This is a genomic window from Arthrobacter mobilis, assembly GCF_012395835.1.
Taxonomy (GTDB): domain Bacteria; phylum Actinomycetota; class Actinomycetes; order Actinomycetales; family Micrococcaceae; genus Crystallibacter; species Crystallibacter mobilis.
In genome coordinates this window covers 1-13,208 of sequence record NZ_JAAZSQ010000026.1, presented here as the reverse complement: position 1 = coordinate 13,208, position 13,208 = coordinate 1, and the positions used below count along the sequence as shown (strand labels likewise).

The window sequence follows — 13,208 nt, the reverse complement described above, 5'->3', positions numbered from 1 at the left end:
CCGCACCGAGGAGATCGCCTTCGCCGCCTAGCGGGAAAACGCGCACGGCCCGGCGCCGGGACCCGGGTCCCGAAGCCCGCTTCGTCCCGCGGCAGCACGCGCAATTATCTTTGAACATCTGTTCAAGCACAAGTCTTGAACAGATGTTCAACCTGCACTACTCTGCTTCCTATGACGCCAGCCACACCGAACGGAGTCCGGGGACATGAAGCGGCTCCTCTGCCGATCCCCGGTTCCCGCGCCAGGGAAAATGCGGCTGGACCACAAGTGAGGGACCATCCGGGCAGCCCCCAAAGCCGGGTTTAAGGGAGCCAGCCGTCGCGCTGTGGGTTCCTGGGTTGCACGGAGGGCTTTACCTTCGCGGGGAGCGCAAATGCCAGTGATGCTCCTCGGATAAGTGAGCAGTACGGACCACCTTTGGATGTGCGATGCGTGCGCGGGCGCTGATTCCGGCTGCTGCCAACGTTGGGGTTTGCGCCCTGGCAGGGCCACGGCTATCAGCGAGACCGCGACCAGCACCAGCTATCGATGCGAGGTACGAGACCGATATGAGCACGCCACCCGAGATCGTCGAGCCTTGGCTCGACGAAGGAAACAACAAGCACCCTGTGCCGGACACCGTCCCGCCAGGACCCAGGCCCGACCCTGCGCGGACGAGGGTCAACAAGACCGTCTTCATCGGTTCGGCAGCGGGCGTCATCGGCATCGCGCTGTGGGCCATCCTGGACCGCGGGTCGGCGAACACGGTGATCGGCTCCGCGGTTACGTGGGTGGGCGAGACGTTCGGCTGGTGGTACTCGCTGATCGTCGTCGCGGTCCTCGCGTTCGTCCTCTTTGTGGCGGTATCCAGAGTCGGCAGGATCCGCCTGGGGCCGGACCATTCCAGGCCGGCATTCAACATCTTCACGTGGACGGCGATGCTCTTCGCCGCCGGCATCGGGATCGACCTCATGTTCTTCTCGGTGTCGGAACCTGTGACGCAGTACCTGGCCCCGCCGACGGGCGAGGCTTCCACCGTCGAAGCCGCCCGGCAGGCCATGGTCTGGACCTTGTTCCACTACGGCATCCTCGGCTGGGGCCTCTACGCGCTGATGGGGCTGGCGCTCGGCTACTTCGCGTACCGGCACAACCTGCCGCTGAGCATCCGGTCGGCGCTCTACCCCATCCTCGGCAAGCGGATCCACGGACCGCTGGGGCACGCCGTCGACATCGCAGCCCTGCTCGGTGCGATCTTCGGCATCGCGACCAGCCTGGGCATCGGCGTCGCCCAGCTCAACTACGGCCTGAGCTTCCAGTTCGGCATCCCGGAGAACCCGCTCGTGCAGATCGCACTGATCGCGGTGGCCGTGGTGATGGCGACCATCTCGGTGCTCACCGGGGTTGAGAAGGGGATCCGCCGCCTGTCCGAGCTCAACATCGTCCTGGCCATCGCGCTGATGATCTTCATCCTCGTCACCGGATCCACCCGGTTCCTCTTCGACGGTCTCGTGAACAACATCGGTGACACCCTGTCCCGCTTCCCCTCGATGGCGCTCGACACGTTCGCCTATGACCGGCCGGACGAATGGCTCAACGGCTGGACGCTGTTCTTCTGGGCCTGGTGGATCGCCTGGGCTCCCTTTGTGGGACTGTTCCTGGCCCGCATTTCCCGCGGCCGCACGCTGCGCGAGTTCGTGTTCGGCGTGCTGGTGGTGCCGTTCGCCTTCATCCTGCTGTGGATCTCAATCTTCGGCAACAGCGCCCTCGAGGTCGTGATGGGCGGCAACGCGGAGTTCGGCGAAACGGCGATGAACCAGCCGGAACGCGCCTTCTACGGACTGCTCGAGCAGTACCCGATGGTTCCGCTCAGCGCGGCCGCCGCCACCTTCACCGGGCTGCTGTTCTACGTGACCAGCGCGGACTCGGGGGCCCTCGTCATGAGCAACTTCAGCTCCCACCTGAAGGACGCCGACTCGGACGGCCCCAAGTGGCTGCGCGTCTTCTGGGCGGTCACAACCGGCCTGCTGACGTTGGGAATGCTCCTGGTGGGCGGGGTGCCCACACTGCAGAGCGCCACGGTGATCATGGGACTGCCGTTCTCCGTCGTGCTGGTCTTCATCATGCTGGGCCTGTATAAGGCGCTGCGCCTGGAATCCGCGCTGGCGGACAGCTACCAGGCCGGGCTGCACTCCGTGCTCAGCTCGCGCACCAACACAGCGGAGGGGGCCGGTTCCCGCCACGGCTGGCGGCACCGCCTGGCCCGGGCCATGGACTACCCCGGACACCTGGAGGCCCAGCGCTTCGTGCGCGAGGTCGCGGTCCCGGCGCTGGCCGAGGTGCGCGAGGATCTGTGCGCCCGCGGCCTGAAAGCCAGGCTGGAGACCAGCACGGTCGAGGCCTTCGGAATCGACACCGCGGACCTGTGCGTGGAGCTCGACGGCGAACGCACCTTCAAGTACCAGATCTACCCGGTCCAGAGGGACATCCCGGCACACTCACGGCCCGGCGCGGGCAGCAGCAAGTACTACCGGATCGAGGTGTTCTCGCTCGAGGGCAGCCACGGCTACAACCTTATGGGCTACTGCAAGGACGAAGTCATTGCCGACGTGCTGGACCACTACGAGGTCCACCTGGAGTTCCTGCAGCAGCACCGCGACACCCTGCCCTACAGCACAGTCGCCGAAAACGTCCCGCCCAAGGCGGACTGGGAGACCGACTACAAGAGCGTCGGCGAGCCCGCCGGCGTAAATCCGAAGGAGACACCATGACAGATACCGCCGCCACCTTGTTCATCAACGGCTCGTGGGAGCCGGCCGCGTCCGGCGCGGTGCGCGAAATCCGCAACCCGGCCGACGGCGAACTGGTCGCCACGGTATCCGAAGCCGGCAAAGAAGATGCCGGGCGTGCCATCGCCGCGGCCCGTGCGGCCTTCGACTCCGGCGTCTGGGCCTCCGTCCCGGCGCCCGAGCGCGGCGCCTTCCTGCTCAAGGTCGCCGCCGAACTGCGCGAACGCCGCGAGAAGTTCGCCCGCGCCGAGTCGCTGGACACCGGCAAGCGGATCGCCGAAAGCCGGATCGACATGGACGACATCGCCGCCTGCTTCGAATATTTCGGCAGGCTCGCCGGGCAGCAGGCGGGCCGCGTGGTCGACGCCGGTGACCCCGCCGTCGTGAGCAGGATCGTCCACGAGCCGGTGGGAGTCTGCGGCCTGATCACACCGTGGAACTACCCCCTGCTCCAGGCCGCGTGGAAGATCGCGCCCGCGCTGGCCGCCGGCTGCACCTTCGTGCTCAAGCCCTCCGAACTGACCCCGTCCACCTCCATCCTGGCCATGCAGCTGCTGCAGGACCTGGGCCTGCCGGACGGCGTAGCCAACCTCGTGACCGGAGCGGGTGCGGAGGCGGGCGCACCGCTTTCGGAACACCCCGACGTCGACCTCGTCTCTTTCACCGGCGGGTTGGAGACCGGCAAGCGCATCGCCGCGGCCGCCGCCGGCACCGTGAAGAAGGTGGCGCTGGAGCTCGGCGGCAAGAACCCCAACGTGGTGTTCGCCGACGCGGACTTCGACGCCGCCGTCGACAATGCGCTGAACGGGGCGTTCGTGCACTCCGGGCAGGTCTGCTCCGCCGGGGCACGCCTGGTGGTCGAGGAATCGATCGCCGAGCGCTTCGTCGACGAGCTGGTCCGCCGCGCGCAGGGCATCCGTCTGGGCGGCCCGTTCGACGAGGATGCCGAGACCGGGCCGCTGATTTCCGCGGCCCACCGCGAGAAGGTCCATGCCTACGTCCAGCGCGGCGTCGAGGAGGGTGCGCGGCTGCGGTGCGGCGGTGCGGCACCTGAAGGGGAGAAGTACGATGCCGGCTTCTACTACCAGCCGACCGTCCTGGACCGCGTGCGCCGGGGAATGTCAGTCGTCGTGGACGAAGCCTTCGGCCCGGTGGTGACCGTCGAGACCTTCCGCACCGAGGACGAGGCCGTGGCGACCGCCAACGACACGATCTACGGCCTGGCCGGCGCGGTCTGGACCCAGGATGCCGGCAAGGCGCAGCGCGTGGCCGGCCGGCTGCGGCACGGCACCGTCTGGATCAACGACTTCCACCCCTACCTGCCGCAGGCCGAGTGGGGCGGCTTCGGCCAGTCAGGCGTCGGCCGCGAGCTCGGCCCGACCGGCCTGGCCGAATACCAGGAAGCCAAGCACATTTACCAGAACACCAGCCCGCAGGTGACCGGCTGGTTCGCTGACCACGGCAAGGAGAACTAGATGCACATCGACAACATCGAGAACCTCACCGACCGCGAGTTCGACTACATCGTCGTCGGCGGCGGATCCGCCGGAGCTGCGGTGGCCGCCAGGCTGAGTGAGGACCCGGCCGTGTCCGTGGCGCTGGTGGAGGCCGGTCCGGACGACCGCGGCCTGCCCGAGGTACTGCAGCTGGACCGCTGGATGGAGCTGCTGGAATCCGGCTACGACTGGGACTACCCGGTCGAACCGCAGGAGAACGGCAACTCCTTCATGCGCCATGCCCGCGCGAAGGTCATGGGCGGGTGCTCCAGCCACAACTCCTGCATCGCCTTCTGGGCCCCGCGCGAGGATCTGGACGAGTGGGAGTCCAAGTACGGCGCCACCGGCTGGAACGCCGAGACGGCCTGGCCGCTGTACCAGCGGCTGGAGACCAACGAGGATGCCGGTCCGGACGCGCCGCACCACGGGGACTCAGGCCCGGTGCACCTGATGAACGTGCCCCCGGCGGACCCGGCCGGCGTCGCGCTCCTGAACGCCTGCGAACAGGCCGGCATTCCGCGCGCGAAGTTCAACACCGGCACCACCGTGGTCAACGGCGCCAACTTCTTCCAGATCAACCGCCGCGCGGACGGCACCCGTTCCTCCAGCTCGGTCTCCTACATCCACCCGATCATCGAGCGCGAAAACTTCACCCTGCTGACCGGCCTGCGCGCCCGCCAGCTGGTGTTCGACGCGGACAAGCGCTGCACCGGCGTCGACGTCGTGGACTCGGCGTTCGGCCGGACCCACCGGCTCTCCGCGCGGTGCGAGGTTGTCCTGTCCACCGGCGCCATCGACTCGCCCAAGCTGCTCATGCTCTCCGGCATCGGCCCCGCCGCGCACCTCGCCGGGCACGGCATCGAGGTCCTGGTCGACTCCCCCGGCGTCGGCGAGCACCTGCAGGACCACCCCGAAGGCGTCGTGCAGTTCGAGGCCAAGCAGCCGATGGTGCAGACGTCGACCCAGTGGTGGGAGATCGGCATCTTCACCCCCACCGAGGACGGCCTGGACCGCCCCGACCTGATGATGCACTATGGCTCCGTCCCGTTCGACATGAACACCCTGCGGCACGGCTACCCCACCACGGAGAACGGCTTCAGCCTCACCCCCAACGTCACGCACGCCCGCTCCCGCGGCACCGTCCGGCTGCGGAGCCGCGACTTCCGCGACAAGCCCGCGGTCGACCCGCGGTACTTCACCGATCCGGAAGGCCACGACATGCGCGTCATGGTCGCCGGTATCCGCAAGGCCCGCGAAATCGCCGCCCAGCCCGCCATGGCCGCATGGACCGGCCGCGAGCTCTCCCCTGGCATCGAGGCGCAGACCGACGAGGAACTGCAGGACTACATCCGCAAGACGCACAACACCGTCTACCACCCCGTCGGCACCGTCCGCATGGGGCCGGTCCAGGACGAGATGTCGCCTCTGGACCCCGAGCTGCGGGTCAAGGGCGTCACCGGCCTGCGCGTCGCCGACGCCTCGGTCATGCCCGAACACGTCACGGTCAACCCCAACATCACCATCATGATGATCGGCGAGCGCTGCGCGGACCTCATCCGCGCCAGCCGGACCGGCGAAACAACGGCGGCGCAGGCGGAGTTCAGCGCGTCCCTCGTCTGACCGGCAGCGCTGCGGCGTATCCGGTACCGGTCAGGCGAGCGCAGGTGGCGGGAGCATCATGCTCCCGCCACCTGCGTTTTTCCGCACCGGCGCAGGTTGAGCCACCTGGAGCCGCACGGCCCTTCACGGTCCAATGTCTTGTACCCATCCCTTGCACTTGGCCGGGCTGGGGGAACGCAAACGATTTGGGGGTGTTGCAGCCACCTGCAGGCGGATAAAAGCACCTGGGTCGGACCGGCTCTTGAGAGGATTCCTTGGGTTGGGCTGGTCAGTGCCTGGCAGATGAAGTTTCGAGCACACGTTCCAGGGCCGGCTCAAGGTACCGCGCGAAAGCGGCGGGATTTTCGGCGTGCGGGAAGTGCCCCAGTTCGGGCATTACCTTGAACGATGAGTTCGGAATCCGCTCCACCAGCACCCGCGATTTTTCGGGCGGGACGCTCGTGTCGAAGGCGCCGCTCAGCACCGCGATGTGCGGCGAATCGGGGGTCAACAGGTCTTCTACAGTGCGGAGGTCCCAGCTGAGGTAGGACGCAATGTCGGCAGCGTAAAGGCCGAATCCTCCTGAGGAGTACCCCCACCAGACGCGCTGCTTGAACTCCTCGGGAGAAGCCGGGTTCATGAGACCGTAAGTCCATTCGGGAATGAACAGTGACGGGTTGAGCTGGGTACCGCGCAGATGTTCGCTTGCTCTGGCCTGTACGGACGGTCCCGCCTGGCAGGCGACGGCGCCCGCGAACCGGTCAGGGTTTGTCGCGACCGCGTGCACAACGGCGGCCCCGCCCATCGAGACGCCGACGAGCACCGGCCGGTCCAGGGCGAGTTCATCGCAGATGGCGACGATGCACTCCGTATAGGTCTCCGGAGTCAGCCGGTAACTGCCGACGGGTCCGCCCCATGCGGGCGAAGACCGCCCGTGCCAGGGCAGGTCGGCCGTGATCAGTTCGAACCTGTCGGTGAGATCCGTGTGAGTCATCAGGCCATGCCATTGCGTCGTGTCGCTGCCTGCAGTCGCGAATGCCAACAGCGGCGTTCCCGTTCCAGCGCGCTCGATGTAGATGTCGCTGGTGCCGAGGGACGTGGTTACGCGGTTGTAGGAGCCTCGGGCCTGCAAGGACCTGCCCGGCTCGGCGCGGTTCGGATGTTCACGTGCAGCATCCAGCAGAGCTCTCACCAGATGCACATGGCGCTCGTACTCGAGCCTGCTGCCGTGCACCTCGACCGTACCGGCGCGTACAAGGTGGACGATACTGTGAGCTCCCGCCGGTGGACGATCAGCTGTGAGACCCTCCCAAACGGCGTCGGCCGCGCTCAGCCGGAAGTCGGGATGCGGCGTCCCGGCGGGAGCCATGGTGCCGTCCGCGACCGTGAAACCCGCCGTCCAGCCATCGCCGGCAAGTTCGAACGCCACTGACGTACCGCCGGCGAGCACGGCAACCGAGTCAGCTTTGGCCGCGTCCCTCAACCTGTCAAGCATCGCGCTCCTCCCACGACCGCGGCTATTCCCGCGAGCGATCCGCCGACGGGCTCGAACCGTTCGAGTTCGCCGGGATTATGACCGGTGATGATCGCAGCGACGTCCTGGTTGCGCAGCCAGTCGAGCACCCGGTACGACTGCGGCAGGTCGGCCATTGACTGGAACAGCATGTCCCGCTCAACCTCCTCATGGAAATGTGCGGCATCCGCGGCCAGAATCACAGGGCCAATCGTGCTCTGGACACGCACTACGAGCTGTCCGGGCGTGTGTCCGCCGACTTCGATCAGTTCGACGCCGGGCGCGATTTCGAGCTGTCCGTCGAACTCGCGCACCCTGCCCTCGCGCTTTGCCTCCATAATGTCGGCGACTTCGTCTTGGTCGCCGAAGTGCGAGAACAGCGGCCTCGTGGCGATATCGCTGGTCCAGAACTCCAGTTCCTTGCGGCTGATGAAGACCGGGGAGTTCGCAAACGCTGCGAGATTGCCGATGTGATCGTAGTGCGCGTGCGTGACTACCACGGGGTTGCCTTCGCCGGCGTTCATTCCGAGCCGATCCAGTGCTTCCAGCGGATCGATGAGCACGGTCCGGCCGCGTTTAGCGGCGCCCGCGGCCGAGTAGCCGGTATCGACGTGGATAACCTGGTCGCCGCTGCGAAGGGCCCACAGATAGTAGTCGAGGCGGAAGCTGTCATCCGGTTCGTCATAAAATCCGTAGTTCATGAATACGTCACTGCGTCTGGTTACACGCGTGCCGTGCTTGATGATCGTGATCTCCCAGGTTTTCCCTGCCAAGGCCCGTCCCTGCCCTCCGTCGGTGAATTGTTGTGGGCGCTCTAGTCTGAACCGGAACCGCCCTGGTGCACCTGGACGGTGGGTTCGATGCCTTCGGCACCGACGACCTCGCACCAGGCCTCGAAGCCGGTCTGGAACGCGACAATGCCGGCCTCCGGCAGCGCAATCTCGATCGCTTCGAGGATTTCACCCGGTGTCAGCCCGAGATCGAGGGCAACCCGGATGTGCGACTGGATGTGGCCCTTGGACGCACGCATCACCGTGAGCGAGACGATGAAGATGAGCTCCTTCGTCCTGCGGTCCAGCCTGCGCTGATCGAGGTAGGCAGCCGAGACGAGACCGTTTGCTGCCTGCAGCACCTCGAAGTCGCACTTGGCCATCACCTTGTGGTACTCGAGTACATATCCGCGCTTGCGCGCCATGTCGTCGATGTACTCCTGGGCATCCGGTGTGTTGTCGGTCAGGGTTGCCTTGTCAGTCATGCTTGCTCCTCGTTGATGGAATTAATGGATACGTTTGCGAGATGTTCGTATACTCTGGCGATTTCCGTGTGGTCGGGCTGGTCACCGAGATGCTCCCGGCCCTCCGCGAGCAGTTGGTAAGCCGCGCGCGTAAGCGTGGATGCGGCCTCGGGCACGTCGATCTCCATCGCGATCCCCATGTCTTTCAACATCAGGTCGTATGCGAAATTCGACGCGTAGGTCCCGGGCAGGATGTGGCTGACGAATTTGACGCAGCTGGCCTGGCTCATGCCCGTCGAGGCGTTGAGCACTTCGATCATGCGCTCGGGGGCGATGCCCGCAGCCTTACCGCGCAGCACGGCCTCCGTTGCGACCGCGATATTCGTCGCGCTCACAAGGTTGTTGATCGCCTTCGCAGCGTGGCCGGACCCGCTGTCTCCGACAACCACGATTGTCGATCCGACAGCCTCCAGGTAGGGCCGGGCATGCTCGATAGCGGCTGGCTTCCCGCCCACGAGCATTGTGAGTTCGCCCGAGGCTGCCTTCGCGACGCCGCCTGATACGGGCGCGTCAACGTAGTGGACGCCCCGCTCCGCAGCCGCTGCTGCCAGGCGCTGCGTGCTGGCGGGCACGCTCGACCCCATGTCGATGACCAGCGCGCCGGCCTCGAGCCGGTCGAGCAGGCGGGCGCCGACGAGCGTCTCCTCGACGTTTTTGCTCGTGGGGAGCATGAATATAACCGTGCCGACATCGGATACATCGGCCAGGTTGTGGACGGGCGTCACCTGCGCGTCCTTGGCTGCGGCGTCGACGCTTCCAGGGAAGACGTCGTAGACCGCCGTTGGGAAGCGTTTAGCGATGTGTTGGGACATTGGGCGTCCCATCCGCCCGAGCCCGATGAAGAGGGTTGTGCTCACAGTGTCTCCGCTGGTTCATTCAAATGGTCAATGGCTCTTGCCGTAGCTTTCGCCGCGTGCTCGGCGGTGCGGCCGGATGATGAGAACACCGCACTGACATCAGGGTCAGCTGGTGAATGTCACCGAATCCGCCCGTCTCGTGTTGACCGTCAGCGAGAAGACGTCGGGCCGTGAGTAGTGTCCCACCGTGTCGAAGTCCAGGTGGGCCCTGGTTTTCGTCTCGAGATCAACATCCGCGTACAGGATTGTTTCCTCGTCGAAGACCGGCCCCGCCAGCACCTTGCCCGAGGGGTCGATGATGAGACTGCCGCCCCGCATGAGCACATCACCGTGGGGCAGTTCGACGTCGAACGGGTGGTCGGAGGGGAACGCGTCCCGCGTCAGATACTGGCAGGCAGACAGTACGAACACGCGGCCTTCGAGGGCGATGTGCGTCATGCTGGCCTGCCAGGTTGCCCGGTCGTCGGCAGTCGGGGCGCAGTACAGCTGCACTCCCTGGGCATACATTGCCTGGCGCATGAGCGGCATGTAGTTCTCCCAGCAGATGACCGAGCCGACCCGGCCGAACGGGGTGTCCATGGTTTCGAGGGTCGACCCGTCACCGTAGCCCCACACGAGGCGCTCCGTGGCCGTAGGCATGAGCTTACGGCGGTTCTCCACGAGACCTGACGTGGGAGAGATGTGCAGTGCCGTGCAGTAGAGCGTGTTCCCAAGCCGCTCGATCACTCCCATGACGACGAAGACGCCGTGCTCGGACGAAGCCTGGACGAGACGCTGCACTTCCGGCCCGTCCAGTGTGATGGCGCCGTTGCTGTACCGGGCGTACTCGTCGCGGCCGCGTTCTGTGCGGTATCCGACGGCGGTGCCAAACGCCGTGCCCTTCGGGTAACCGCCGATGAACGCTTCGGGGAAAACCGCCAGTTCCCCACCATTAGCCGCCACTTCGGCGATGAGCTCCTCCGCCTTTTTCGTCGATGCTTCGGCATCGAACGGCACCGAGGCGCTCTGGATCACTGCGACCTTGCTCATATTAATATCTCCTCGCCAGTAGGGGCGTTACTTGGCTAACCGTGGGAAATGTCGACATCTTTGGTTTCCTTCAGCATCGGCCACAGCACCGCAAGCGCGGCGAGCGCCACTGCGATGACGTAGAACGCGGGGGACACCAGCAGGCCGGTTGCGGCCACCAGCGAAGCGGCAATCAGCGGTCCGGGGCCGGCCAGCAGCGCGTAGGCAACGTTGTAACCGATGGCCGAACCTGTCGAGCGGACGGATGCGGGGAACACCTCCACCAGGAGCACGTTGTTCATGACCGCGCAGCACGCGACGAAGAATGCGAACACCACCAGGGCGGAGAACGCGAGGAAGGGATTGCCGGTGCTCATAAGCAGGAACGCCGGGGCGGACCACAGGATGAGCCCGATCACACCCGTCAGCAGCACGGGACGCCTGCCGATGCGGTCGCCGATCATGCCGACCAGCGGGTTGAAGGCCACGTACACCACCATGGCCGCTCCCGTCACGACCAGAGCCTGAACGCGCGGCATGCCGATCGCTCCGGAGAGGTAGTTGTTCGAGTAGGTGATGAAGTAGTAGAGGCTCACACCAAAGATGCCGGCGAATGCGACAGTCATGACAAACGCGCGCAACTTGAGCCCAAAGCTGGTCACTTCGACGGTGTTGTTGGCGCGCTTTCGTTCCAGCTCCTGGTAAACGGGGGTGTCCTCGAGCTTCCGCCGGATATAAACGGCGACAGCCGCCATCAGCAGGGAAGCAATGAACGGTACGCGCCAGCCCCAGCTGGCCAGTGCCACTTCATCCATGACAGTGTTCAGCAGTGCCGCGAAAAGCGTTCCGACCAGGAAGGCAAGGCCGGCCGTCGCGGTTATCAGGCTCGCGTAAAGGGCACGCTTCCCCTTGGGTGCGCTCTCGCCGATATATGCGGCGGCGCTCGTCCATTCGCCGCCGACCATCATGCCCTGCAGCAGGCGCAGGACCACGATGAGGATCGGCGCGGCAATTCCGATGGCCGCATACGAAGGCGTCAGACCGATGAGCGCCGTAATGATGCCCATGCCGAGCACCGTGATGATCAGAACAATCCTGCGGCCCAGTTTGTCACCCATGGGGCCGAGGAAGAGCGCTCCCACCGGCCGCGAGATGAATCCGACTGCGAACACGGCAAGTGCTGAGAGCATTTCGGCCGTCGGGTCGCCCGAGGGGAAGAACTGCGCTCCGATGATGGCGGCAAAGTAGCCGTAGATGGCGAAATCGAACCACTCCATGAAGTTGCCGATGCCGACGGCGACCATGCGTTTGCGGCGGTCCCGCTTCGGCAGATCCAACAGTTCGCTGTCGGTATGCTGCGCGGGGACGCTGCTCTGTAGCTGCATGCGAGCTCTCCTTCGTTTACGTACAGCAGGTAGTGCAAACAACTGTCCGTGAAGAACATCACAACTGTCCAGTTGATAGTTATCATGTGGGATATGAATGTGATTGATCTTCGTCGTGTGGATCTCAACCTGCTGGTCGTCTTTCAGACGGTCATGCAGGAGGGCAGCGTCACACGTGCCGCTGTGAAGCTGAACCTGAGTCAAAGCGCTGTGAGTGCAGCTCTTGCCCGGCTCCGCACGCTGTTCGACGACCCTTTGTTTGAACGTTCGCGGGCGGGCATGCTGCCCACCTCCCGAGCCCTCGAAATCTCTGCGCGTCTTGCTCCGACGCTGACGTCGATCGCCGACGTTATCTTCGAGGAGCCAGAGTTTGAGCCGACGAGCAGCAACCGCATCATCCACCTCGCAATGTCCGACGACCTCGAGATCGTGCTTGCGCCCTGGCTGGCCCAACGCAAGCTGGCTCAGGGATGGAGCGTCGAATTCGCCATTCACCAGACCAACAGCACTCTCTGGCGCGAGAGCGTGGAGAACTCCCGCAATGACGTGGCGCTGACCATGACGCCCGGCCAGCAGTCGGCGACCTTCCAGTCCGAGCCGCTGTTCTCCAGCGGCTACCTATGCCTGTTCAACCCCAGATTGCTGCAGCTGTCCGACCCGATCACGCACGAGGAGTATGTGTCGGTCGACCACGTCCGGGTCTCGTTTGACGTCCAGCGCGGCTGGGTTGATGACCTCCTCGCGGCCAGGGGGTACAAGCGCAGGACGCTCTGCGCAATCAGCCACTTCTCCGGGCTCACCCCGATCGTCTCGGCCGCTCCGGTCATCGCGACCATCCCCGAACATGCGGCCAAAGCCCTCGCCGACCTGGCAGGTCTGGCCGTCAGCCCGGTCCCGATCCACGCACCGCGGTTCACCATCTCCGCGATCTGGAACACGCAGGTCGACGGCCTGCCCGAGAACGTATGGATCCGCAAAACATTGAGCGAGTTCGCCCAGACGCTGTGACTGGTGCAGCGGCTATGAGGAAGCGGAGCAACAGGCTTTGGGAGTCTGTTAGTGCCGGACTTCCGGGCCCGGAGTAGCTGCCGGCAACGCGCATAGTACAAGGACACGCACCGCCGCTCTTCCCCCGCAAAAAGGAACGGTGCGGGGCGGCGCGTCCGCAGACGCACCGCCCCGCACCCGGCCGTTATCCAGGAACGGCAATCCCGTCCCCTACCGGGCCAGCACCGGCTCGCCGGACCGGACCGGCACCGTCTCCGGCTGCCAGCGCAGGTGCGCCGGCGCG

At 65.5% G+C, this 13,208-nt stretch carries 10 protein-coding genes; 4 read left to right on the top strand and 6 right to left on the bottom strand.

Features of this window, described 5'->3' with window-relative positions:
• Positions 1-548 precede the first annotated feature (548 nt).
• The 3 genes from betT to HGG74_RS18675 are packed head-to-tail and all read left to right on the top strand — an operon-like array spanning position 549 to position 5,881.
• Positions 549-2,747, top strand: a complete 2,199-nt coding sequence (gene betT / locus HGG74_RS18685; RefSeq protein WP_168488850.1) for a choline BCCT transporter BetT — start codon at positions 549-551, stop codon at positions 2,745-2,747.
• Positions 2,744-4,240 (top strand): aldehyde dehydrogenase family protein, encoded by a 1,497-nt coding sequence (locus HGG74_RS18680; protein ID WP_168488849.1) that lies wholly within the window; start codon positions 2,744-2,746, stop codon positions 4,238-4,240. The genes betT and HGG74_RS18680 overlap by 4 nt, the downstream gene beginning before the upstream one ends.
• Complete coding sequence (locus HGG74_RS18675) at positions 4,241-5,881, top strand: GMC family oxidoreductase (RefSeq protein ID WP_168488847.1); 1,641 nt, start codon at positions 4,241-4,243, stop codon at positions 5,879-5,881. It abuts the gene before it with no gap.
• A 268-nt stretch (positions 5,882-6,149) separates the two neighbouring features.
• Here the strand turns inward: HGG74_RS18675 and HGG74_RS18670 are convergent, their stop codons facing one another.
• From HGG74_RS18670 to HGG74_RS18645, 6 genes are all read right to left on the bottom strand, one after another.
• Complete coding sequence (locus HGG74_RS18670) at positions 6,150-7,355, bottom strand: alpha/beta fold hydrolase (protein ID WP_168488845.1); 1,206 nt, start codon at positions 7,353-7,355, stop codon at positions 6,150-6,152.
• Positions 7,340-8,146, bottom strand: a complete 807-nt coding sequence (locus HGG74_RS18665; RefSeq protein WP_168488843.1) for an N-acyl homoserine lactonase family protein — start codon at positions 8,144-8,146, stop codon at positions 7,340-7,342. The genes HGG74_RS18670 and HGG74_RS18665 overlap by 16 nt, the downstream gene beginning before the upstream one ends.
• A gap of 41 nt (positions 8,147-8,187) precedes the next feature.
• The gene (locus HGG74_RS18660; RefSeq protein WP_168488841.1) at positions 8,188-8,628 is read right to left on the bottom strand and encodes a carboxymuconolactone decarboxylase family protein; all 441 of its coding nucleotides are present in this window, start codon (positions 8,626-8,628) and stop codon (positions 8,188-8,190) included.
• Entirely contained in the window at positions 8,625-9,524 is a 900-nt protein-coding gene (locus HGG74_RS22195) for an NAD(P)-dependent oxidoreductase (RefSeq protein ID WP_168488839.1), read from the bottom strand. Before HGG74_RS22195 ends, HGG74_RS18660 begins: the two co-directional genes overlap by 4 nt.
• A 105-nt stretch (positions 9,525-9,629) precedes the next feature.
• A complete protein-coding gene (locus HGG74_RS18650) occupies positions 9,630-10,553 on the bottom strand; it encodes a carbon-nitrogen hydrolase family protein (protein ID WP_168488837.1) in 924 nt (307 codons plus the stop codon).
• A gap of 35 nt (positions 10,554-10,588) precedes the next feature.
• Entirely contained in the window at positions 10,589-11,917 is a 1,329-nt protein-coding gene (locus tag HGG74_RS18645; RefSeq protein WP_205762178.1) for an MFS transporter, read from the bottom strand.
• A gap of 48 nt (positions 11,918-11,965) precedes the next feature.
• Between HGG74_RS18645 and HGG74_RS18640 the strand changes: the two genes are divergently transcribed.
• On the top strand, positions 11,966-12,925 hold the full coding sequence (locus HGG74_RS18640) for a LysR family transcriptional regulator (RefSeq protein WP_168488836.1): 960 nt from the start codon (positions 11,966-11,968) through the stop codon (positions 12,923-12,925).
• Positions 12,926-13,208 lie beyond the last annotated feature (283 nt).